The organism is Stenotrophomonas sp. 115C5, from assembly GCF_056861055.1.
This window is the reverse complement of the sequence record NZ_JBSPUQ010000004.1, coordinates 34,747-57,524: the sequence shown is the minus strand read 5'-3', so window position 1 is coordinate 57,524 and position 22,778 is coordinate 34,747. Positions and strand designations below refer to the sequence as shown.

Sequence of the window (22,778 nt, the reverse complement as noted above, 5' to 3'; positions counted from 1 at the left end):
GTATGGCCATGAAACTCTTCCTCTCTTCTTCCTGGCAGCGCCGCGTAGCGTCGTTCGTCGCGCTGATGCTGCTGGTCGTGGCAGCCCCGGCCAGTGCCGAGCGCATCAAGGACCTGGCCCAGGTCGGCGGCGTGCGCGGCAATGCACTGGTGGGTTATGGCCTGGTGGTCGGCCTGGATGGCAGCGGCGACCGCACCAGCCAGGCACCCTTCACCGTGCAGAGCCTGAAAAACCTGCTTGGCGAGCTGGGCGTCAACGTACCGCCGAACGTCAACCCGCAGCTGAAGAACGTGGCCGCCGTGGCGATCCACGCCGAGTTACCGCCGTTCGCCAAGCCGGGCCAGCCGATCGACATCACCGTGTCCTCCATCGGTAACGCGGTCTCGCTGCGTGGCGGTTCGCTGCTGATGGCGCCGCTGCGTGGTGCCGACGGCCAGATCTATGCCATCGCCCAGGGCAACCTGATCGTCGGTGGCTTCGGTGCGCAGGGCAAGGACGGCTCCCGTGTTTCGGTGAACGTGCCCAGCGTCGGCCGCATTCCCAACGGTGCAACCGTGGAACGTGCCCTGCCCGATCCGCTGGCCAATGGCGGCGACATCACCCTGAACCTGCACAACAACGACTTCACCACGGTCTCGCGCATGGTCGCCGCGCTCAACAACGCCTTTGGCGAAGGTGCGGCACGTGCGGTCGACGGCGTGACCGTGGCGGTCACCGCGCCGACCGATCCGGGCGCACGCATCGGCCTGCTGGCGCGCATCGAGAACCTGGAACTGACCCCCGGCAGCGCCCCGGCCAAGGTGGTGGTCAATTCGCGCACCGGCACCGTGGTCATCGGCCAGCAGGTGCGCGTGGGACCGGCTGCGATCTCGCATGGTTCGCTGACCGTGACCATCCAGGAAAACACCAACGTCAGCCAGCCCAACGCGCTGTCCGGCGGCCGTACCGTGGCCAGCCCGCAGTCGACCATCACCGCCACCAACGATGGCAGCCGCATGTTCAAGTTCAGCGGCGGCACCACCCTGGACGAGATCGTGCACGCGGTGAACGCCGTGGGCGCAGCACCAGGCGATCTCATCGCGATCCTGGAAGCCCTGAAGCAGGCCGGCGCCCTGAGTGCCGAGCTCGAGGTGATCTGATATGCGCATCAATCCCGCATTCGATCTGCACCCGGCGCAACAGAACGATCCGGCCAAGATCGACAAGGTCGCGCGCCAGCTGGAAGGCCAGTTCGCGCAGATGCTGGTCAAGAGCATGCGTGACGCCGGCTTCGGCGACTCGCTGTTCCCCGGCGAAAACAAGATGTTCCGCGACATGTACGACCAGAAGATTGCCGAGGCGATGACCCGCGGCAAGGGCCTGGGCCTGTCCGGCATGATCAGCCGCCAGCTGTCCGGGCAGGCCGCCGAGGGTCCGGCGCTGGATACCCGCGTGGATCCGGCCAAGGCCAGCCGCGCCTACCAGCTCAATGCACCGGCCAAGCCGGCACCGTCGCTGCCATTGGAAGATGGCAGCCAAGCGGTGCGCCTGCTGCAGCAGATGGCCGCCGGCGCCCAATCGGGCGCACACGCCGCGGTTGCGCCGATGGAACAGGCGCTGGACCTGATCGCCGGGCGCGAAAGCAGCAGCATGCACCGCTCGCTGGGCACCGAAGATCCGTACATCGGCAGCCTGCAGGGCGAGGACTGGGCCGCCAGCAGCGACCAATGGGCGGCCACCGCCAGCAACCGCGGCACGGCCATCAGCCCAGCCGATGCGATGGCCACGCGCACCGCCGTCGCCCAGCTGGGCGAACACACCCCGGAAGGTTTCGTTGCCAGCATCTGGCAGCACGCACAGAGCGCAGCCAAGGAGCTGGGCGTGGATGCCCGCGCCCTGGTCGCCCAGGCGGCGCTGGAAACCGGCTGGGGCAAGCGCCACATCAAGCATGCCGACGGCAGCACCTCGCACAATCTGTTCGGCATCAAGGCCAATGGCTGGAACGGCCAGCGCGCCACGGCCGGCACCCACGAATATGTCGATGGCGTGCGCCGCAACGAGACCGCCAGCTTCCGCGCCTACAGTTCGCCGGCCGAGAGCTTCGCCGACTACGTGCGCCTGCTGAAGACCAGCCCGCGTTACCAGCAGGCCCTGCAGGCCGGCACCGACGTGCAGGGCTTCGCCCGCGGCCTGCAGCGCGCCGGCTATGCCACCGATCCACGCTATGCGGCCAAGATCGCCGCGATCGCCGGCGGACCGACCATCGAGCGCGCCGTCAGCGCCGTCGCCGATGCCGGCTCGCGCCTTGGCCAGACCTTCGCCAGCACCGCAACCGCGGCGCTGGGTATCACTCGTCGTTGAGGAACCCCATGTCCAGCGTACTTTCCACCGGTACCGGTGCCCTGCTCGCCTTCCAGCGTGCGTTGGCGACCACCAGCCACAACGTGGCCAACCTCAATACACCCGGCTACAGCCGGCAGAAGGTCAACTTCGCCACCGCCGATCCGCAGAACTACGGCTATGGCACGGTCGGCAACGGCACCCGTATCACCGACATCCGCCGCACCGCCGACCAGCTGGCGATCTCGCGGCTGCTCGACAGCAGCGGTGAACTGGCGCGCCTGAAGCAGCTTTCCAGCATGGCCGACCGCGTCAACGCGCTGGTCTCCGATCCTGCCACCAACGTCTCCGGCGTCTGGTCGAACTTCTTCGATTCGGTCAGCGGCCTGTCCTCCAATGCTTCCGGCACCGCCGATCGCCAGAACATGCTCGACGGCGGCAAGGCCCTGGCCAACCGCTTCGTGCAGCTCAACACCCACCTGAACAACCTCAACAGCGAGGTCAACAACGGTCTGCTGGCCGGTGCCACCGAGATCAACCGGCTTGCGCAGGAGATCGCGCAGATCAACGGCGCCATCGGCACCAACATCGCCACGGCTGCACCCGACCTGCTCGACCGCCGTGACCAGCTGATCACCCAGCTGATCGGCTACACCGGTGGCACGGCGGTGATCCAGGACGGCGGCATCATGAATGTCTACACCGCCGGCGGCAACGCCCTGGTGGTAGGCACCACGGCAACCAAGGTCACCACCGTGGCCGACCCTTACCAGCCCGAACGACTGCAGCTGGCCCTGGAAACCCAGGGTAATACGATCCGGCTCGACCCGAAGGCGGTCGGCGGCCAGATCGGCGGCCTGATGGAGTTCCGCGACACCGTGCTGACCCCGGCCCAGGCCGAACTGGGCAAGCTGGCCGTGGGCCTGGCCGAGACCTTCAACCAGGCCCACCACCAGGGTGTTGACCTGTACGGCAAGATGGGCGGCGATTTCTTCAACATCGGCAACCCGCGCGTCACCGCCAACAACAGCAATACCGGCACTGCCAGCCTCAGCGCGACCTATGGCGACCTGGGCAAGCTGGACGCGCAGAACGTGGTGCTGCAGTTCGATGGCACCAACTGGAAGGCCAGCCGGGCCGACACCGGCGCCAGCGTGCCGCTGACCGGTTCGGGCACCGCTGCCGACCCGCTGATGATCAACGGCGTCAAGCTGGTGGTCGCCGGCACGCCATCGGCCAATGACCGCTTCCTGCTGCAGCCCACCGCAGGCGTGGCCGGCAGCATGGAGATGGCCATCACCGATCCGTCGCGTATTGCCGCCGCGGCGGCGGTCAAGGGTGCGGCCGCGACCGCCAACACCGGTACCGGCAAGCTGAGCGGCGTGACCGTGACCGACGCGAGCAACGCCAACCTGCGCAATCCGGCGGCCATTGTGTTCACCTCGGCCACGACCTATACCATCGACGGTGGCCCGCCGCAGACCTACACCCCCGGCCAGACCATCAGTGCCAACGGTTGGAGCTTCGTGCTGGATGGTGCGCCGAAGGTCGGCGACACCTTCAACATCACCCCGACCCCGGCCGGGTCCTCTGACAACAGCAATGCCGCCAAGCTGGCAAAGGTTGAAAGCGCCAAGGCGTTCAACGCCGGCACGGTGACGCTGAACGGCGCGCTGGGCGGCCTCACCACCCAGGTGGGCGCCGCGGCCCGTTCGGCCGAGTACTCGCTGGACGCCCAGCTGGTGATCAACGACAAGGCGCAGGAAGCGCGCGATGAAGTGTCCGGCGTCAACCTGGACGAGGAAGCCGCTGACATGCTGCGCCTGCAGCAGGCCTACCAGGCGGCCTCGCAGCTGATCTCCACCGCCGACAGCATGTTCCAGACCATCCTGGGAGCCGTCCGCCGATGAGCAGCCGCATCTCCACCAGCATGATGTACAACCAGTCGGTGTCGCTGATGATGGCCAAGCAGGCCAAGCTCAGCCACCTGGAGCAGCAGATCGCCACCGGCAGCAAGATCGTCACCGCCAAGGACGATCCGGTCGGCGCCGGCGCTGCGGTCGGACTGGACCGCAGCCTGGCCGCACTGGACCGCATGAAGCTCAACGCCGGCAACGTGCAGAACCGGCTGGGTGTGCAGGAAAACACCCTGGCACAGGTCAACGACCTGATGGGGCGGGTCAACGACCTGACCATCCAGGCCAGCAACCCCGCGTTGAGCGCGGCCGACAAGAAGACGCTGATCACCGAGCTGAACCAGATCCGCGACGGCCTGCTGTCGCTGGCCAACGCCGAGGACGGCACCGGTCGCTATGTGTTCGGCGGCACCAACGATGGTGATCCTCCGTTCGCCAAGATCGACGGCAAGGTGGTCTACCGCGGTGACCAGACCCAGCGCCAGATCGAGGTCGGCCCCGATACCTACGTCCGCGATGCCCTGCCCGGCAGCGAGATCTTCATGCGCATCCCCACCGGCGATGGCTTCGTCGATGGCGGTGCCGCCGCCGGCAACACCGGCAACGGCGTGCTGACCAACATCACCCGCGATGGCAGCGACAGCTGGAACGGCCAGAGCTTCAGCGTCCGCTTCACCGCCGCCAACCAGTACGAAGTGCTGGATGGTGCCGGCAATGTGACCGGCACCGGCACCTACAAGGCCGGTGATGATCTGGAAGTGAACGGCGTACGCCTGCAGATCACCGGTGCGCCTGCCGCAGGCGACAGCTTCAACGTGAAGCCGGCGAGCAGCCGTGACATCTTCGACACCATGGACAAGCTGATCACCGCGCTTGACGCCGACACCGGCACCACCGCGAAGATGAGCGCACAGCAGAACGAATTGCAGAGCGCGTTGCGCGACGTGGCACGGGCGTCGGAGCGGATGATCGACTCACGTGCGGCCGGCGGTGCGCAGCTGAAAGCCCTGGACAATGCCGCCGACATGCGTGAAGCCAACAGCGTGACGTTGAAGACCACGCTGTCGCAGATGCGCGACCTGGACTACGCCGATGCGCTGAGCCAGTACCAGCTGCAGAGCACTGCACTGCAGGCGGCACAGACGATCTTCTCGCAGATGCAGTCGATGTCGTTGTTCAACAAGATCGGCTGACAGCTCTCCCACCTCAGCCCTCAAAGGCCGCGATGCACTGCATCGCGGCCTTTTTCGTTTCTGGGGCCCGTTGCCGCCGGGCGCGCCGACCCACCTTCCGCGGATTTTCCGTGATTGCCCATCAAGCCCGGCTGGCCCCCGCCGATACCTTCATCAGCGCTGGCCGGGCTTGCCCAGCCGCCCCTTCCGGGGTCGCCTTCACGCCCCTCCAAGGCTGGAAAACCCCGGAAAAACAGCCTCCGGCAACGAATTACGGCTTCAGCGGAATTCACGGCTAAAGGTTGTTGACAAAGCGCCGTTATTCATTTGGCAACAACGAAGCACACAGCCACACAAAAAAACAGGCGGCGCTTCGTTTCATTCACCAACGGGTTCCATATAAGAGGAGACGACCCCATGGCACAGGTAATCAACACCAATACGATGTCGCTCAACGCTCAGCGCAACCTGAGCACCAGCGGCAACTCGCTGGCCACCACCATCCAGCGCCTCTCGTCCGGCCTGCGCATCAACAGCGCGAAGGACGACGCCGCCGGCCTGGCGATCTCGGAGCGCTTCAGCACCCAGATCCGCGGCCTGGACGTGGCCATCCGCAACGCCAACGACGGCATCTCGCTGGCCCAGGTCGCCGAAGGCTCGCTGAGCGAAGTCGGCAACAACCTGCAGCGCATCCGCGAATTGGCCGTGCAGGCCTCCAACGCCACCAACTCCAGCAGCGACCGCAAGGCCCTGCAGGCCGAAGTGACCCAGCTGGTCAGCGAAATTGATCGCGTCGCCAAGCAGAGCGACTTCAACGGCACCAAGCTGCTGGACGGCTCGTTCACCAGCCAGCTGTTCCAGGTCGGCGCCAATGCGGGCCAGGCCATTGCGATCAACAGCGTGGTGGATGCTAAGGCTGATGCGCTAGGTAACAGCAAGTTCGCCGCCCCGGTCGCCAGCACTGCTGACATTGCGACCATCACCGATCTGAGCGGCGTCACCATCAACGGTGTGGCCATCGGCACGATCAGCGGCAAGACGACCTCCGAGTTCGCTGCATCCGCCGCTGCACAGATCAACAGCAAGATCGGCGAGGCTGGCGTGTATGCAGAGGTCGTGACCACTGCTGGCGTCTCACCGGCTCCCGATACCTACCGTCTCAAGCTGACCTCGGTCCAGGCTGATCGTGATCTGGTAATCGATGGGGCTACCCAGCTGAACTTCGCCAACTCCACCAAGACCACTCCCAGCTCTGTCGCTGCAACCGCTACGTCGAGCTTTGTCAAGGATCTAGACGTTTCCGACTACGTCGGTGCGCAGAAGGCCTTGGGCATGGTCGATAAGGCCCTGGAGTCGGTCAACAGCGTCCGCGCCGATCTCGGTGCAATCCAGAACCGCTTCACCTCGGTGGTGGCCAACCTGCAGACCTCCTCGGAGAACCTGTCCGCCTCGCGCAGCCGTATCCGCGATACCGACTTCGCCAAGGAAACCGCCGAACTGACCCGCACCCAGATCCTGCAGCAGGCTGGTACGGCCATGCTGGCCCAGGCCAACCAGGTACCGCAGAACGTGCTCAGCCTGTTGCAGCGCTGACATGAGCCGCCCCCGGGGCACGTCGGGGGCGTCTAACCCAACTCACGTGCAACCGCTCAAGGACCTCTCCTCATGGCACAAGTCATCAACACCAACACGATGTCGTTGAATGCTCAGCGCAACCTGAGCACCAGCGGCAGCTCGCTGGCCACCACCATCCAGCGCCTGTCCTCCGGTTCGCGCATCAACAGCGCCAAGGACGACGCCGCCGGCTTGGCGATCTCGGAGCGCTTCGGCACCCAGATCCGCGGCATCGACGTCGCCATCCGCAACGCCAACGATGGCATTTCGCTTGCACAGACCGCCGAAGGCTCGCTGTCAGAAATCGGCAACAATCTGCAGCGTATCCGTGAGCTGTCGGTGCAGTCGGCCAACGCTACCAACTCCAGCAGCGACCGCAAGGCTCTGCAGGCAGAGGTGACCCAGCTGGTCAGCGAAATCGACCGCGTCGCCAAGCAGAGCGACTTCAATGGCACCAAGCTGCTGGACGGCTCTTTCTCCAGTCAGCTGTTCCAGGTCGGCGCAAACTCGGGCCAGGCGATTGCTATCGATAAGATCGTCGACGCAAAGACGGATTCGCTGGGCAACGCAACGTTTGGCTCCGACGGCTCGCTGGCCATCGGTGCCGCTCAGGATGTGACCACCGGCAAGATCTCCGGGCTGAAAATTGGCGGTCTCGACTTGGGTGACATCACCTTCGACCAGGGCACCGGTGCCGACGCAGCCGCAATCCGTGTTGGAACCGTGCAGAACGCTGTCAAGGCGATCACCACAGCGATCAATTCCAAGCTGGGTGAGACCGGTGTGCTCGCTTCGCAGGCCGTCGACGCCGCTGGTGCCCCCGTGGCAGGCACCGTCACCCTGACCACAGTCAAGAGCGATCTGGATGCAGCGGGTCTGGCCAAGACTGTCGTCTCCGGCAACGGGGCCAACATCACTGCCGTCCAGATTGGAGCGGACGCTACCAAGGACACCGTCTCCACGCTGTCGTCGTTGGACATCGGCACCGTTGCAGGCGCCCAGCGCGCGATGAGCGTCGTCGACAAGGCGCTGGAATCGATCAATAGCAGCCGCGCCGACCTGGGTGCCATCCAGAACCGCTTCACCTCGGTCGTTGCCAACCTGCAGACATCGACGGAAAACCTGTCGGCCTCGCGTAGCCGCATCAAGGATACCGATTTCGCGAAGGAAACCGCCGAGCTGACCCGCACCCAGATCCTGCAGCAGGCCGGTACGGCCATGCTGGCCCAGGCCAACCAGGTGCCGCAGGGCGTGCTCAGCCTGCTGCGCTGATCTGCACATTGAAAGACTACCGGGTGGCGATTGAGTCGCCGCCCGGCCTCTGAACCACGCTTCACCTTCGCCAAAGGAAAACACCATGGCACAAGTCATCAACACCAACACGATGTCGTTGAATGCTCAGCGCAACCTGAGCACCAGCGGCAGCTCGCTGGCCACCACCATCCAGCGCCTGTCCTCCGGTTCGCGCATCAACAGCGCCAAGGACGACGCCGCCGGCCTGGCGATCTCGGAGCGCTTCGGCACCCAGATCCGCGGCATCGACGTCGCCATCCGCAACGCCAACGATGGCATTTCGCTTGCACAGACCGCCGAGGGCTCGCTTTCGGAAATCGGCAATAACTTGCAGCGTGTCCGCGAACTGGCCGTGCAGGCAACGAACGCTACGAACTCTGACAGTGATCGTAAAGCGCTTCAGGCCGAAGTGTCACAGCTGGTCAGCGAGATCGATCGCGTTGCCAAGCAGTCGGACTTCAACGGCACCAAGCTGCTGGATGGTTCATTCTCGAGCCAGCTTTTCCAGGTGGGCGCCAACGCAGGCCAGGCAATTGCCATTGATCAGATCGTCGACGCGAAGACCTCGAGCTTGGGCCGGGCTGCATTTGCGGCTGACATCGCTGGTGCAGACGTAGCTGGTGCCGCCGCTGGCGCTGAGGTGGGTGGATTCAAGGTCAACGGCGTCACCGTCGACAAAGTGAAGTTCACGAATGCAGCGACCGATAAGGAGGTCGCAACATCTTTGGTCGCAGCCATCAATGCCAAGACCGGTGAGACTGGAGCGGTCGCAAAGGTAATCGAAACTGCGGGCGCGGCTGCTGGCGATCCGTCCACCTTCTCGATCACACTGAGCTCGATCAAGGCCGACTCCACTCTAGCGGTAGAAGCTTCAGCCACTGCGGGCTTCACTGCGACCTCGAACACCGCTACTGCCGCCGGCGCGACCGTCAACGTCGCTCAAGATCTCTCCGTAACATCTTTCAAGGATGCCTCACGGGCGATTGAGATTGTCGACAAGGCGTTGGGTTCGATCAACAACACCCGTGCAGACCTCGGCGCGATCCAGAACCGCTTCACTTCGGTCGTCGCCAACCTGCAGACCTCGACGGAAAACCTGTCGGCCTCGCGTAGCCGCATCAAGGATACCGATTTCGCCAAGGAAACCGCCGAGCTGACCCGCACCCAGATCCTGCAGCAGGCCGGTACGGCCATGCTGGCCCAGGCCAACCAGGTGCCGCAGGGCGTGCTCAGCCTGCTGCGCTGATCCACGGCAAGAAGGTGCTGCTACCGTCGGGTCAAACCGACGGTAGCAGCAACCCGGAAGTCACGATGTACGAAGGCGCGGGCCATGCCCGGCCCGGGACCACTCCCGAACCGGCTTGGCATCGCCCGCTCCTGCGGACCTCTCTTTCAGCGCTGTACCTTTGACTGTACGTACCGGGCGGCTTCGTCTCCCCCCGATTGTCAGTAGCCTGATCCCTCCCCTGCATTGGGGGAGGGTTTTTTGCAGACTCCCGGCAGCCCGCGGTGATTCCTCCCGCACTCTGCCCCAACCCTCCTGCAACCTGCGTGCCAGAACCTGCGCCAGAGCATTGGCACGGCGCATGCATCAACGAAGTCCTCAAGACCCAGCGGCGCAGGCCGCTATTTTCGTTGACGACGGGCCAGCGCCTAGCGGCCAGGCCCGATACCAGGAGAATCACATGGCAAGCTTTGGATACGGTGGCATCGGCTCGGGCCTGAACATTTCAGACATCGTCAGCCAGCTGGTGGCGGCCGACCGCAAGCCCGCCGACAACGCGCTGAACCTGCAGCAGTCCAAGGCCAAGATGCAGCTGTCGTCGATCGGCACCGTCACTTCGGCCTTTGACAAGCTGAAGACCGCTTTGACCGCACTGAAGGCCACGACAGCCTTCGACACCCGCACAGTAACCGCCACCGGCAAGGCCGGTCCCAACAATGCCGATGACGTGCTGTCGGCGTCGGTGGCACTGTACGACCAGGGTTTGACCAAGGCGGCAGCCGCCAACGGCACGCACCAGGTGGAGGTGAAATCCCTCGCCACGGCACACAAGCTGATTGCCAACGCCTCGGTGCCGAAGACCGACACGTTCGGCGCCGGAACCTTGACGCTGACCGTTGGTGTGGGCGACAAGGCAAAGACGATGAAGGTCGAGGTGGAAGCCGGCGATACGCTGACCACCGTACGCAACAAGATCGACGCCGCAGGCCGCAAGGAAGGCGTGCAGGCGACCCTGATCGCTTCGGGCGACAACCAGTACCTGTCGATCGCCCAGGAGAAGACCGGCGCCGCCAATGCAATCAAGCTCGAATACGGTGGCAGCGACCCGAAGTTGAGCGCACTGGTTGGCAGCCTTCAGGAGAATACCGCGGCAGCCGATGCCGAGCTGACCATCGATGGCGTCACGGTGATCAGCGACAGCAACACCGTGACCGATGCCGTACCAGGCCTGACCCTGAACCTCAAGGTCAAGGGCAAGAGCACGGTCGTGATCAGTACCGACACCACTGCAGCCACCAAGGTGATGCAGGACTTCGTCAAGGCCTACAACGATGCGATCGCCGCCATCAATACCGAGACCAAGTACGACGCCAAGACCAAGGAAGCGGCGACGCTGACGGGCGATGCGCAGATGCGCGGCGCATCCAGTCAGCTGCGTTCGATGATGGGCGCTGTACTGAAGGACCTGTCCGCGGATGGATTGGATCCGAAGAAGCTCGGCCTGCAGACCCGTGGCTATCCCAATGCCGACGGTAGCCTGGTGCTGGACGCGACCAAATTCGCAGCGGCGCTTGCCAGCCAGCCGGAGAAGATCCGCTCGGCGATCACCGGTGATACCGGCGGCGCCGGCAAGCTCTACACGATGGTCGACGGTTACGTCAGTACGACCACGGGCAAGGAAGGCGCCTTCGTCGCCCGTACCAAGGGCCTGAACACCACGCTGGACAACATCGACAAGCGACGCAAGGACCTGGATGTCCGCATGAAGAACGTCGAGGAGCGCTACAAGAAGCAGTTCCTGGCATTGGACAGCCTGATGGGCAAACTGCAGCAGAGCAACACCGCATTGCAGCAGCAGCTGGCACAGCTGAACCGCTAAAGGACTGCGTGCGACGCTCAAGTTTGACGTGTAACGCACCGATAACGGACGCAACAGCAATCATCGCCGCGCCGTCGGCAACGGTCCCCACGATCGCCCGACGGCACCCCGCGCAAGGAGAATCACGAATGTACGGTTCCAGCCGTCAATATGCCGAGCAGTACCGCCAGGTGGGAGTGACCAGTGCGGTCGCCGATGCCGATCCGCACAAGCTGGTGGCGATGCTGCTGGCCGGCGCGCTGGAGCGCGTGCGGCGTGCCCTGGCCAGCCTCGAGCGTGGCGATCAGGCCGGCAAGGGCAAGGCGATCGGCGAGGTCTGCGCGATCGTCGGCCACCTCAACGGCTCGCTGGATCATGAAGCCGGCGGCGAGATCGCCGGAAATCTGTCGGCATTGTATGACTATGTACTGCAGCGCCTGACCGAGGCCAATCTGCACAACGACCGCGCCGCGCTGGACGAGTCGCTGCAGCTGCTGGGCGAGATCGACAGCGCCTGGAATGCGATCCCGCAGGAACAGCGCCGCCCGGCCGCGGTGGCGCCATGAGCCTGCATGAACTGCACGCCCAGCTGGACGCCTTCGAGAAGGCCCTGGGCGAAGAGTCTCTCGACCAGGCCGACAGCCTGCTCGACGGTCACGACAGCACGCTGCATGCGCTGCTCAGCCAGCCACTGACCGCCGCCGACCACGCCCCGCTGACCGCAGTGTTCGAACGCCAGCAGAACCTGCTTGGCCTGCTGCGCCAGCGCCGTGATGCCGTCGCCGCGCTGATGAACGACGGCCAGCGCTCGCTTCGCGCGGCACATGCCTACCTGCAGGCAGAATCGCTGGCATGACCCAATTGCCGACCACGTCGCTGCACCATCCGGCTGAAAGCGAGCTGTTCGACGAAACGCTCAGCTGCGAGCTGGCCCTGCCGGCCGAGTTCCAGGCAGGCAGCGCCGCTGGCCGTACCAGCAGTGCCGAGGGCCTGCTGCGCAGCCTGGCCCTGGTCGAGGACAGCCGTGTCGACGAGCACGACGACCGCAATGAGTCCAGCCTGCAGCTGCAGCGGCTGGAAGCCAAGCTGGATCTGGCGATGGTGCTGCTGGGCCGGCTGGTACGCCAGCAGGGCCAGGAACTGACCCTGCGCCCCGTACGCTGGTCACGCCGCGGCATCCGCCTGCAGCTGGGTCCGCGCAGCGGTGCCAGTGCCGGCCAGGCTGGCATGGTACGCCTACAGCCCAGCGACTGGCTGCCCGACCATATCGACCTGCCCGTGGAAGTGATCGCCGAAGCGGCCGACGGCGGCGGTGGCCACTACCTGTGGCTGCGTTTCCAGCGCCTCGGCGATGGCCTGGAAATGGCGATGGAGCGGCATCTGTTCCGCCTGCATCGCCGCCAGGTGGCCGAAGCACGCCGCGCCCGCTGAAACCTGCCACCATGGCGGCGGATGGGCAAGCCTTGGCGCGCCCGTTCAGCTAAGTTAAGGTGGACTCCCCTACACGGATCTGTTGCGTGCCTGTGCGAGTTCTCATCGTCGACGATCACACCCTCGTCCGCGCCGGCCTGGCGCGGCTGCTGCAGGGGTTTGCCGACGTGCAGCTCGTCGCCGAGGCCAGCAACGCCGAACAGGCACTGCAGCTGGCCCTGCAGCACGCACCGGATGTGGTGCTGATGGATCTGTCGCTGCCCGGCCGCACCGGCCTGGAAGCCCTCAGTGACATCCGCCTGCGCGCTCCCGGCACGCGGGTGGTGATGATGACCATGCACGACGACGCCGCGCACGTGCGCGATGCGCTCGATCGCGGTGCGGTCGGGTTCGTGGTCAAGGATGCGGCGCCGCAGGAGCTGGAACTGGCGCTGCGTGCCGCGCACGCCGGACAGGTGTTCCTGAGCCCACAGATCTCCGCCAAGATGCTGGCACCGATGCTCGGCCGTGAGAAACCCACCGGCATCGCCGCGCTGTCGCCACGCCAGCGCGAGATCCTGCGCCGCATCGGCAAGGGTGAGAGCAACAAGGAGATCGCCGCCGACCTCGGCATCAGCGTCAAGACGGTGGAGACCCACCGCGCACGCATGATGGAATCGCTCGGCTGCCGCCGCGCCAACGATCTGCTGCTGCTGGCCGCGCGCCACCAGCACGAGCTGGAGTGATTGCCTGCGAATGGGGTCAGATCCCTTTCCGCAGGAAAGGGATCTGACCCCTGCCCGGCACTGCACCGGCGACGAATTCCCGTCACCCTGACACGCTCCGACAGGAACCCGTACACGGCGCAGCCCGGTCAACCCGGCAACCACACCGAAAATCAGCAACTTAGGCGCGATCATCGTCAACATTCCGCGCCGATGTAGGGAATACCCCTACATCCTGTCAGGACATTCACGAAGCCCCTCAGGAACCCCCTGATTCCGCCCCCGCCGGATCAAAAGCAAGATGCGTTCCACAAGGCGCCGGGGAGCGGTGCCGGGGAACCACGATGAAGGCTGCACTCTCGACCCAGCTGGGCCAACAACTTCACCTTACCCCGCAGTTGCTGCAGTCGATCCGGCTGCTGCAGCTCGATGGGCTGCACCTGGAACAGGAGATCCAGCGCCTGCTGGACTCCAATCCGTTGCTGGAGATCGATGAGGCCGAAGCGCCCGCAGCCGATGCCACCGAGGCCAGCGCCACGACGATCGACACCGCCGCCTTCGACGAGCTGCCGGAGTCTTCGATGTGGGACGTGGCCGGCGCCAGCTGGCAGGACGGCGACGACGACCGCATGGCGCGCATCGCCGCCGGCGAATCGACCGACCCGCAGCTGCGTGTGCTTCAGCGCCTGTCGCTGGACATGGACGACCGCGAACTGGCGGTGGCCGCGTTCTGGCTCGATCACTGCGACGAGGCCGGCTACCTGCAGGCACCGCTGGACCAGCTGCAGTTGCTGGCCAGCGCCCAGTTCGATATCGCCGCCAACGGCGTCGAAGCCATCCGCCAGCAGCTGCTGCACGGCGAGCCCGCCGGCATGGCTGCGCAGGACCTGCGCGAAGGCCTGCAGGCGCAGCTTCGCAGCCTGCATGGCGCGGTTCCCGCCCGCCATCTGGCCACCCGCATTCTCCACGGCGCACTCGAAGCACTGGCCGCACACGACTACCCCGCCCTCGCCCGCCTGCACGACGCCGAGATCGACGACGTGCGCGAAGCCGTGCGCCTGATCCTGTCGCTGCAGCCGCGCCCGGGTGACAGCCTGCTGCCCGAACGCAATGCCGTGGTGGTACCGGACGTGGTCGCCTGGCACGCCGACGGCCAGTGGAAAGTCGCCCTCAACCCGGCCACCAGCCGCCGGGTCTCGATCAACAGCCAGTACGAACAGGCCCTGGCCGAGACCAGCGAGGCCGCACCGGCACTGCGCGAAATGCTGCAGGAAGCGCGCTGGTTCAGCCGCGGCCTGTCGATGCGCTACGACACCCTGCTGCGCACCGCGCGGGTGATCGTCGAGCGCCAGGCCGCGTTCCTGGTGCGAGGCGAGGAAGCCATGGCGCCGCTGACCCTGAAGGAAGTGGCCGAGGAAATCGGCATGCACGAGTCCACCGTCTCGCGCATCACCACCGGCAAGTTCCTGCAGACCCCGCGCGGCACCTTCGAACTGAAGCACTTCTTCGCCGTGCGCCTGGAAGGCGCCAGCGTCTCCGGCCAGGCCGTGAAGGCCATGGTCCGCCGCCTGATCGACGCCGAACCGGCCGGCCGGCCGCTGGCCGACGAGGCCATCGCCGGCCTGCTGTCGCGCCAGGGGGTGAACATTGCCCGCCGAACCGTCGCAAAATACCGAGAACAACTGGACATCGCCCCGGCCCGTGAACGGCGCCGGCTTGGCGCCAGGCAACCGCAGCTGGCCCGGGTGGGCTGAAAAGGATGTTGGACATGAACAAGCTCACGGTCCTGTTGGTCGATGACCACGAGGGCTTCATCAATGCGGCGATGCGCCATTTCCGCAAGATCGACTGGCTGCAGATCGTCGGCAGTGCCGGCAACGGCCTGGAAGCGATCGAGCGTTCGGAAACGCTGCGCCCGCAGGTCGTATTGATGGATCTGGCCATGCCGGAGATGGGTGGCCTGCAGGCCACCCGCCTGATCAAGTCGCAGGACGATGCACCGTACATCGTGATCGCCAGCCACTTCGACGACGCCGAGCACCGCGAACACGCGCTGCGCGCTGGCGCCGACAATTTCGTCAGCAAGCTGTCCTACATCCAGGAAGTCATGCCGATCCTGGAAGGCCTCAGGGAGGATCGATCGTGAGCGAATCGCGCATCCTGGTGCTGGACAACGACGCCGTGCGCGCAGAGCGCACCGTTGCCCTGCTGGAATTCATGGACTTCAACCCGCGCTGGGTGTCCGACGCGGCCGACTTCGACCTGGGCCGCCAGCGCCAGAACGACTGGATGGCCGTGATCGTCGGCAGCCTGGACGACAACGCCGCCAGCACCGCACTCTACAACTGGCTGGGCGGCAGCAGCCTGCCACCGCCGGTGCTGCTGGCCGATGGTGACGGGGTAACGTTTGCCCGCCAGCACGGCCTGCACGAAGCCAACATCTGGCCACTGGAAACGCCGCTGCGCCATGCGCAGATGGAAGCCCTGCTGCGACGCGCCAGCCTCAAGCGCCTGGACGCCGAGCACCAGGCCGGCGCCGCGCAGGAGCAAGGCCCGACCGGCAACGGCCCAGCGGTGACTGCGTTGCGCACCATGATCGAGCAGGTCGCCGCGTTCGATACCACCGTGCTGGTGCTGGGCGAATCCGGTACCGGCAAGGAAGTGGTGTCGCGCGCGATCCACCAGCGCTCGCCGCGCCGCGATGGCCCGTTCGTGGCGATCAACTGCGGCGCCATTCCGGCTGACCTGCTGGAAAGCGAACTGTTCGGCCACGAAAAGGGTGCCTTCACCGGCGCACTGACCGCCCGCAAGGGCCGTTTCGAAATGGCCGAGGGCGGCACCCTGCTGCTGGATGAAATCGGCGACATGAGCCTGCCGATGCAGGTCAAGCTGCTACGCGTGCTGCAGGAACGCAGCTTCGAACGCGTGGGCGGCAACCAGACCATCCGCTGCAACGTGCGCGTTGTCGCGGCGACCCATCGCGACCTGGAAACGCGCATTGCCGAGGGCAAGTTCCGCGAGGATCTGTTCTATCGCCTCAACGTGTTCCCGATCGACGTGCCCGCCCTGCGCGAGCGTCGCGAGGACCTGCCAGCACTGGTGGAAACCATCGCCGCGCAGCTGGCGCGTACCGGCCGTGGCGAAGTGCGCTTCACCACCGAGGCGCTGCAGGCCTTGGCCAGCTACGAATGGCCGGGCAACGTGCGCGAACTGACCAACCTGGTCGAGCGCCTGGCGGTGCTGCATCCAGGCGGTTCGGTGCGCGTGCAGGACCTGCCGGCGCGCTACCGTGGTGACGCCGCACTGGCCACCGTTGCCACGCCGGCACCGGCGCAGCCGGTCGCCAGCGAAGAACGCCTGGACCTGCGCAGTTTCTCGTTCCACACCCCGGGCAGCGGCAACCAGCCAGCGCTGGAGCACGGCATCGCCGTCAATCGCCCGGCTGCACCGGCCGCACTGCCCGACGAGGGCATGGACCTGCGCAACCACATGGCCAACATCGAACTGGGCCTGATCAACGAAGCACTGGAACGCACCCAGGGCGTTGTCGCCCACGCCGCCCAGCTGCTTGGCCTGCGCCGCACCACCCTGGTGGAAAAGCTGCGCAAGTACGGCATCGAACGCGAGCAGGCCGAACTGGCCGGCTGAAGCGCGTCACCCGCATGAAGGGGGCACGAACGCCTGGGCTTGCCCGGGCGTTCGTGCTTCCAGAACCCGGAGTCGGATCCCTGCGCATCTACAGCGCCAGAACGCCGCCCGCTGGACACCGCAGCCGTAGGCCAGAAAACCGACGCCGGTTAAATGGCGCGTCACAGCCCAGAAACGCGCCATCTATCTATCCATGCCGTGGATCAAGCGTGTCGACCAAGGTCGACACCCACCAAGAGCAGCTCATGCCGCTCCGACAGCAGCGGGAAACTGTCGAAGGCGGGGTGGGTCCGGTTGCGGGGGTGTCCGCGGCATGGATGCCGCGGCCAAGCCCCCAAGGACGGGTTTACGGCGTCCCCCGCCACCGGACCCACCCCGCCAACCTCAGGAATCCAGCTTCTGCCGTTGCTCCGGCCTTTGCCGTTGCTTCGGCGGGTGCAGGGCGCAGCCCTGCCAGCCCCCCCAACCCTCACTTCACTGAATCGAAAACCGGTTTCGGCACGGCACTTGCACTGGCTCCAGCAGACAACCCCATCCCTGTTTCTGGAACCGTTGCAGATGTCCCACTCCGTCACTTCGATCCTTTCGCAGATCCGCTCCTATCAGACCCAGATGGGACAGCCGGCGCTCAACCCGCTGGGCGAAACGCCGCGCAGCAACGCCCTGCCGGGCACGGTGCTGGACGCACCGCAGGCCCAGCCGGCCAGCTTCACCGAAACCCTGCGTGGTGCGATTGCCGGCGTCAACGATGCGCAACAGAAATCCGGCGCGCTGGCCAAGGCCTTCGAAATGGGCGACCCCAGCGCCGACCTGGCCAAGGTGATGGTCGCCTCGCAGCAGTCCCAGATCGCCTTCCGCGCCACCGTGGAAGTCCGCAACCGTCTCGTCCAGGCTTACCAGGACGTGATGAACATGCCGCTGTAAGGAATAGAGACGCATGGCACTGACGCTCTCCAAGGACAGCCTGAACGCCGAAAAGGCCGGGCAATGGTTCGACCGCCTGCAGAGTCTGCAGATCACCCGTCGGCTGGGCCTGATGGCGATGATCGCGGTGGCGGTGGCGGCAGGCCTGTCCGTGTTCTTCTGGTCGCAGAAGCCGGGCATGGTCCCGCTGTACACCGGCCTGGACCAGAAGGCGACCGCTGAAGCGACCGACCTGCTGCGCGCCGCGCAGATTCCGTTCGCGCTCGACCCGGCCACCGGTGGCATCACCGTGCCGGAAAAGAACCTGCACGACGCGCGCCTGAAGCTGGCCGGCTCCGGCCTGACCGACAGCGGCAAGCTCGGCTTCGAGCTGATGGAGCGCGACCCCGGCTTCGGCGTCAGCCAGTTCGTCGAAAGCGCGCGCTACCAGCATGCGCTGGAAACCGAGCTGTCGCGCACCATCAACACGCTGCGCCCGGTGCGCGATTCGCGCGTGCACCTGGCCATTCCCAAGCCCAGCGCCTTCACCCGCCAGCGTGACGTGGCCAGCGCCTCGGTGACCCTGGAACTGCGTGGCGGCCAGCAGCTGGAACGCAGCCAGGTGGACGCCATCGTGCACATGGTCGCGGCCAGCATCCCGGATCTCGCCCCGGAACGGGTGACCGTGGTCGACCAGAGCGGGCGCATGCTCAGCGTCAGTGACCCGAACAGTGAGGCGGCGGTCAACGCTGCCCAGTTCGAGCAGGTGCGCCGCCAGGAAACCTCGTTCAACCAGCGCATCCGCGAGCTGCTGGAGCCGATGACCGGTCCTGGCCGCGTCAATCCGGAAGTGAGCGTGGACATGGATTTCTCGGTAACCGAGGAAGCCCGTGAGCTCTACAACGGTGAACCGCAGAAGCTGCGCAGCGAGCAGATGAGCGAGAACACCACCAGCACCCCGGGCCCGCAGGGCGTGCCGGGTGCGACCAGCAACAGCCCGCCGGGCCAGCAGGCCGCCCCGCCCACCGCGCAGACCCCGACCGAAAGCAGCAAGAACGCGACCCGCAACTACGAGCTGGACCGCACCCTGCAGCACACCCGCCAGCCGGCGGGCCGCATCAAGCGCGTCTCGGTGGCGGTACTGGTGGACAACGTGCCGCGCGCCGGTGCCAACGGCAAGGTCAGCCCGCAGCCGCTGTCGGCGGCCGAACTGACCCGCGTCGAGGCACTGGTCAAGCAGGCCGTCGGCTTCAACGCCGAACGTGGCGACACCGTGTCGGTGATGAACGCCCCGTTCGTACGTGATACCACGCCGGTCGAAGGCCCCGCCTGGTGGGAGCTGCCGTGGGTGCACGACGCCGGCCGCATGCTGCTGGGCGCCGTGGTGGTCCTGGCATTGCTGTTCGGCGTGCTGCGCCCGGCATTGCGTGCGATCACCGGCCAGAACAGGAAGAACGACGAGCAGGCACTGGAACCGCACACCGCGGACGTGCAGCTGGTCGATGACGATGGCATGCCGCTGCCGGCGCTGAGCGCCGACCGGGCCAGCCTGGGCGGGCCGGATGCATTGGCCCTGCCGGTGGATTCATATGAGGAACGACTGCGGATGGCCCGTGAAGCCGTGAAGACCGACTCCAAGCGCGTGGCCCAGGTGGTCAAGGGCTGGGTGGCCAATGACTGAGGCACAACTGACCGGCGTACAGCGCGCGGCGGTGCTGCTGCTGTCCCTGGGTGAGCTGGATGCAGCCGAAGTGCTGCGCCACATGGAACCCAAGGAAGTACAGAAGATCGGCATCGCCATGGCCACCATGACCGACATCACCCGCGAACAGGTGGAACGGGTGATGGACCAGTTCGGCCAGGAGCTCGGCTCGAAGACCTCGCTGGGCGTGGGCTCGGACGACTACATCCGCAACATGCTGGTGCAGGCGCTGGGCAGCGAGAAGGCCGGCAACCTGATCGACCGCATCCTGCTCGGCCGCAACACCACCGGGCTGGACGCGCTGAAGTGGATGGACCCGCGCGCGGTGGCCGACCTGGTGCGCAACGAGCACCCGCAGATCATCGCCATCGTGATGGCGCACCTGGAAACCGACCAGGCCGCCGACGCGCTGAAGCTGCTGCCCGACCGCACCCGCGTGGACGTGCTGCTGCGCATCGCCACCCTCGACGGCATTCCGCCGAACGCGCTCAACGAACTCAACGAGATCATGGAGCGCCAGTTCGCCGGCAACCAGAACCTGAAGTCGTCCAACATCGGCGGCGTGCAGTGCGCGGCCAACATCCTGAACTTCATGGACAGCGGCCAGGACCAGGCGATCCTGGGCGAGATCGCCCGCATCGATGCGCCGTTGAGCAACCGCATCCAGGACCTGATGTTCGTGTTCGACGACCTGGTCGACCTGGACGACCGCGAAATGCAGCTGGTACTGCGCGAAGTGAGCGGCGAGCGCCTGGGCCTGGCCCTGCGCGGTGCCGACATCAAGGTGCGCGACAAGATCACCCGCAACATGTCGCAGCGCGCGGCCGAGATCCTGCTGGAAGACATGGAAGCCCGTGGCCCGGTGCGCCTGTCCGACGTGGAAGGCGCGCAGCGCGAGATCCTGGCCATCGTCAAGCGCATGGCCGATGAAGGCACCGTCACCATCGGTGGCAGCGCGGAGGCCATGCTGTGAGCAACGTCGTGCGCTGGCTTGCCCCGGACCTGCTGGCCCAGCCCGAACCGGTGCTGGATCAGGAGGATGCGTTCGAACTCACCGAGCCGGACCCGGAACACGAACCCGAGCCGCCGCTGCAGCTACCCACCCTGGAGGAAATCCAGGCCATCCAGGACAGCGCCGAGAAGGAAGGCTTCCAGCACGGCCACAGCGAAGGTTACGGCCAGGGACAGGCGGAGGTGCGTCGCCTCGCCGCGCAGATCGAAGGCATCCTCGACAACTTCAGCCGACCGCTGGTGCGGCTGGAGAACGAAGTGGTCGGCGCACTGGGCGAGCTGGCGGTACGCATCGCTGGCGCGCTGGTCGGCCGCGCCTACGAAGCTGACCCGGCACTGCTGGCACAGCTGGTCGGTGAGGCGATCGACGCGGTGGGTGGCAGCACCCGCGAGGTCGAAGTGCGACTGCACCCGGACGACATCGCTGCCCTCGCCCCGCTGTTGAGCCTGCCACCACAACAGCGCCTGGTGCCAGACACCAGCCTCAGCCGCGGCGATCTTCGCGTGCACGCCGAAGCCGTGCGCATCGACGGCACCCTGGACGCCCGCCTGCGAGGCGCGCTGGACGCGGTGATCCGCCAGACCGGAGCCAATGCATGAACCCCGATCCGCAGCCGACGCCGCCACCGGCCGACTGGGCCATGGCCCGCAACCTGCGCCTGGCCCGTCGGCTCGATGGCCTGCGCGTGGATACCGCCCATGGCCGTGGCCTGATCCGCGAAGGCGTGCTGCGCCGCGCGGTCGGACTGACCCTGGAAGCCGTCGGCTGCGAGGCACCGCTGGGCGCGAGCTGCAAGGTGGAGGTGGTCGATGGTGGCTGGGTCGATGCCGAAGTGGTCGGCTTCGCCGGCGAGCGCACCTACCTGATGCCCAGCGCCGAACTGCACGGCCTGCTGCCCAACGCACGGGTGGTGCCGTCCGCGCGCCGTGGCGGCGTTGAAGTGGGCGAAGGCCTGCTCGGCCGCGTCATCGACAGCGACGGCGTGCCGCTGGACGGCAAGGGCCCTATCCGCGCCGAGGGGCATGTCGGCATGGCCGGCGTGTCGATCAATCCGCTGGCGCGTGAGCCGATCACCCAGCCGCTGGACGTGGGCGTGCGCGCGATCAACGCACTGCTGCCGATCGGCCGCGGCCAACGTGTCGGCCTGTTCGCCGGTTCCGGCGTCGGCAAGTCGACGCTGCTGGGCATGATGACCCGCTACACCGCCGCCGACGTGATCGTGGTCGGCCTGATCGGTGAACGTGGCCGCGAAGTACGCGATTTCGTCGAGACCACGCTGGGCGAGGAAGGCCTGCGCCGCGCCGTGGTGGTGGCCAGTCCCGCCGACCGGCCGCCGCTGGCACGCCTGCACGGTGCCTACCGCGCTACCGCCATCGCCGAATGGTTCCGCGACCAGGGCCTGAACGTGCTGCTGCTGATGGACTCGCTGACGCGCTTCGCCCAGGCGCAGCGCGAGATCGGCCTGTCGGTCGGCGAGCCGCCCACCACCCGCGGTTACCCACCGTCGGTGTTCGCCAAGCTGCCGGCACTGGTCGAACGCGCTGGCAACGGCGCCAAGGGGCGTGGTTCGATCACCGCGTTCTACACGGTGCTGACCGAAGGCGATGATCCGCAGGATCCGATCGCCGATGCAGCGCGCGCGATCCTCGACGGCCACATCCTGCTCTCGCGGCGCGTAGCCGACAGTGGCCTGTATCCGGCCATCGACGTTGAATCGTCGGTCAGCCGCGTGGTCACGGAAATCGCCGACGAGCCGTGGCGCCTGCGCATCCGCAAGTTGAAACGACTGGTCTCGGCCTACTCGGCCAACCGTGACCTGATCGCCATCGGTGCCTACCAGCGCGGCAACGACGCGGCCACCGACGAAGCCCTGGAACGCTGGCCGGAAATCATGGAGTTCCTCGGCCAGGACGTTGCCAAGGCCGCAGATCTCCCGCACAGCCAGGCGGCGCTGCAGCGCCTGGTGGAACAAGAGAGTTAA

General features: G+C 66.2%; 20 protein-coding genes. All 20 read left to right on the top strand.

What is annotated here, in order from left to right:
• Positions 1–2 precede the first annotated feature (2 nt).
• The 20 genes from AC13FN_RS07090 to AC13FN_RS06995 all read left to right on the top strand — a co-directional run bounded on the left by AC13FN_RS07090 (position 3) and on the right by AC13FN_RS06995 (position 22,778).
• Entirely contained in the window at positions 3–1,139 is a 1,137-nt protein-coding gene (locus tag AC13FN_RS07090) for a flagellar basal body P-ring protein FlgI (protein ID WP_054171711.1), read from the top strand.
• Position 1,140: 1 nt separating this feature from the next.
• Positions 1,141–2,340, top strand: coding sequence for a flagellar assembly peptidoglycan hydrolase FlgJ (gene flgJ / locus AC13FN_RS07085; protein ID WP_482984515.1), 1,200 nt, complete (start codon positions 1,141–1,143; stop codon positions 2,338–2,340).
• 8 nt (positions 2,341–2,348) lie between these two features.
• Entirely contained in the window at positions 2,349–4,229 is a 1,881-nt protein-coding gene (gene flgK, locus AC13FN_RS07080) for a flagellar hook-associated protein FlgK (RefSeq protein WP_460132430.1), read from the top strand.
• On the top strand, positions 4,226–5,428 hold the full coding sequence (flgL, locus tag AC13FN_RS07075) for a flagellar hook-associated protein FlgL (RefSeq protein WP_312544949.1): 1,203 nt from the start codon (positions 4,226–4,228) through the stop codon (positions 5,426–5,428). The genes flgK and flgL overlap by 4 nt, the downstream gene beginning before the upstream one ends.
• A 396-nt stretch (positions 5,429–5,824) precedes the next feature.
• Positions 5,825–7,000, top strand: coding sequence for a flagellin (locus tag AC13FN_RS07070; protein ID WP_010485906.1), 1,176 nt, complete (start codon positions 5,825–5,827; stop codon positions 6,998–7,000).
• A gap of 72 nt (positions 7,001–7,072) precedes the next feature.
• Complete coding sequence (locus AC13FN_RS07065) at positions 7,073–8,293, top strand: flagellin (RefSeq protein ID WP_346485964.1); 1,221 nt, start codon at positions 7,073–7,075, stop codon at positions 8,291–8,293.
• Positions 8,294–8,378: 85 nt separating this feature from the next.
• Positions 8,379–9,560, top strand: a complete 1,182-nt coding sequence (locus AC13FN_RS07060) for a flagellin (protein WP_049480297.1) — start codon at positions 8,379–8,381, stop codon at positions 9,558–9,560.
• 439 nt (positions 9,561–9,999) lie between these two features.
• Positions 10,000–11,418: a flagellar filament capping protein FliD gene (gene fliD / locus AC13FN_RS07055; RefSeq protein ID WP_010485908.1), complete on the top strand. Its 1,419-nt coding sequence runs from the start codon at positions 10,000–10,002 to the stop codon at positions 11,416–11,418.
• A 128-nt stretch (positions 11,419–11,546) separates the two neighbouring features.
• Positions 11,547–11,963, top strand: coding sequence for a flagellar export chaperone FliS (gene fliS / locus AC13FN_RS07050; protein ID WP_005409561.1), 417 nt, complete (start codon positions 11,547–11,549; stop codon positions 11,961–11,963).
• A complete protein-coding gene (locus tag AC13FN_RS07045) occupies positions 11,960–12,253 on the top strand; it encodes a hypothetical protein (RefSeq protein WP_049436360.1) in 294 nt (97 codons plus the stop codon). Before fliS ends, AC13FN_RS07045 begins: the two co-directional genes overlap by 4 nt.
• Complete coding sequence (locus AC13FN_RS07040; protein ID WP_054171703.1) at positions 12,250–12,828, top strand: PilZ domain-containing protein; 579 nt, start codon at positions 12,250–12,252, stop codon at positions 12,826–12,828. The genes AC13FN_RS07045 and AC13FN_RS07040 overlap by 4 nt, the downstream gene beginning before the upstream one ends.
• A gap of 92 nt (positions 12,829–12,920) precedes the next feature.
• Positions 12,921–13,553 (top strand): response regulator, encoded by a 633-nt coding sequence (locus AC13FN_RS07035; RefSeq protein WP_005413261.1) that lies wholly within the window; start codon positions 12,921–12,923, stop codon positions 13,551–13,553.
• A 323-nt stretch (positions 13,554–13,876) separates the two neighbouring features.
• Positions 13,877–15,286 (top strand): RNA polymerase factor sigma-54, encoded by a 1,410-nt coding sequence (gene rpoN / locus AC13FN_RS07030; RefSeq protein ID WP_312384680.1) that lies wholly within the window; start codon positions 13,877–13,879, stop codon positions 15,284–15,286.
• 14 nt (positions 15,287–15,300) lie between these two features.
• Positions 15,301–15,678, top strand: a complete 378-nt coding sequence (locus AC13FN_RS07025) for a response regulator (RefSeq protein ID WP_010485922.1) — start codon at positions 15,301–15,303, stop codon at positions 15,676–15,678.
• Complete coding sequence (locus tag AC13FN_RS07020) at positions 15,675–17,180, top strand: sigma-54 dependent transcriptional regulator (RefSeq protein ID WP_401744556.1); 1,506 nt, start codon at positions 15,675–15,677, stop codon at positions 17,178–17,180. Before AC13FN_RS07025 ends, AC13FN_RS07020 begins: the two co-directional genes overlap by 4 nt.
• Positions 17,181–17,738: 558 nt before the next feature.
• A complete protein-coding gene (gene fliE, locus AC13FN_RS07015) occupies positions 17,739–18,104 on the top strand; it encodes a flagellar hook-basal body complex protein FliE (RefSeq protein ID WP_005409552.1) in 366 nt (121 codons plus the stop codon).
• Positions 18,105–18,117: 13 nt separating this feature from the next.
• On the top strand, positions 18,118–19,764 hold the full coding sequence (gene fliF / locus AC13FN_RS07010; protein ID WP_401743428.1) for a flagellar basal-body MS-ring/collar protein FliF: 1,647 nt from the start codon (positions 18,118–18,120) through the stop codon (positions 19,762–19,764).
• 7 nt (positions 19,765–19,771) lie between these two features.
• The gene (gene fliG, locus AC13FN_RS07005) at positions 19,772–20,758 is read left to right on the top strand and encodes a flagellar motor switch protein FliG (protein ID WP_024958226.1); all 987 of its coding nucleotides are present in this window, start codon (positions 19,772–19,774) and stop codon (positions 20,756–20,758) included.
• A complete protein-coding gene (locus tag AC13FN_RS07000; RefSeq protein WP_482984516.1) occupies positions 20,755–21,396 on the top strand; it encodes a FliH/SctL family protein in 642 nt (213 codons plus the stop codon). The genes fliG and AC13FN_RS07000 overlap by 4 nt, the downstream gene beginning before the upstream one ends.
• Positions 21,393–22,778 carry a FliI/YscN family ATPase gene (locus AC13FN_RS06995; RefSeq protein WP_005413257.1) on the top strand — a complete coding sequence of 462 codons (1,386 nt, stop codon included), beginning with the start codon at positions 21,393–21,395 and terminating at the stop codon, positions 22,776–22,778. Before AC13FN_RS07000 ends, AC13FN_RS06995 begins: the two co-directional genes overlap by 4 nt.

Bases quoted from the DNA above. Each gene is read 5' to 3' on its own strand.
- fliF (WP_401743428.1), top strand. From the start codon at position 18,118: ATGGCACTGACGCTCTCCAAGGACAGCCTGAACGCCGAAAAGGCCGGG.
- flgJ (WP_482984515.1), top strand. From the start codon at position 1,141: ATGCGCATCAATCCCGCATTCGATCTGCACCCGGCGCAACAGAACGAT.
- rpoN (WP_312384680.1), top strand. From the start codon at position 13,877: ATGAAGGCTGCACTCTCGACCCAGCTGGGCCAACAACTTCACCTTACC.
- AC13FN_RS06995 (WP_005413257.1), top strand. From the start codon at position 21,393: ATGAACCCCGATCCGCAGCCGACGCCGCCACCGGCCGACTGGGCCATG.
- AC13FN_RS07070 (WP_010485906.1), top strand. From the start codon at position 5,825: ATGGCACAGGTAATCAACACCAATACGATGTCGCTCAACGCTCAGCGC.
- flgK (WP_460132430.1), top strand. From the start codon at position 2,349: ATGTCCAGCGTACTTTCCACCGGTACCGGTGCCCTGCTCGCCTTCCAG.
- AC13FN_RS07060 (WP_049480297.1), top strand. From the start codon at position 8,379: ATGGCACAAGTCATCAACACCAACACGATGTCGTTGAATGCTCAGCGC.
- AC13FN_RS07045 (WP_049436360.1), top strand. From the start codon at position 11,960: ATGAGCCTGCATGAACTGCACGCCCAGCTGGACGCCTTCGAGAAGGCC.
- flgL (WP_312544949.1), top strand. From the start codon at position 4,226: ATGAGCAGCCGCATCTCCACCAGCATGATGTACAACCAGTCGGTGTCG.
- AC13FN_RS07025 (WP_010485922.1), top strand. From the start codon at position 15,301: ATGAACAAGCTCACGGTCCTGTTGGTCGATGACCACGAGGGCTTCATC.
- AC13FN_RS07090 (WP_054171711.1), top strand. From the start codon at position 3: ATGGCCATGAAACTCTTCCTCTCTTCTTCCTGGCAGCGCCGCGTAGCG.
- fliS (WP_005409561.1), top strand. From the start codon at position 11,547: ATGTACGGTTCCAGCCGTCAATATGCCGAGCAGTACCGCCAGGTGGGA.
- fliE (WP_005409552.1), top strand. From the start codon at position 17,739: ATGTCCCACTCCGTCACTTCGATCCTTTCGCAGATCCGCTCCTATCAG.
- AC13FN_RS07040 (WP_054171703.1), top strand. From the start codon at position 12,250: ATGACCCAATTGCCGACCACGTCGCTGCACCATCCGGCTGAAAGCGAG.
- AC13FN_RS07065 (WP_346485964.1), top strand. From the start codon at position 7,073: ATGGCACAAGTCATCAACACCAACACGATGTCGTTGAATGCTCAGCGC.
- fliD (WP_010485908.1), top strand. From the start codon at position 10,000: ATGGCAAGCTTTGGATACGGTGGCATCGGCTCGGGCCTGAACATTTCA.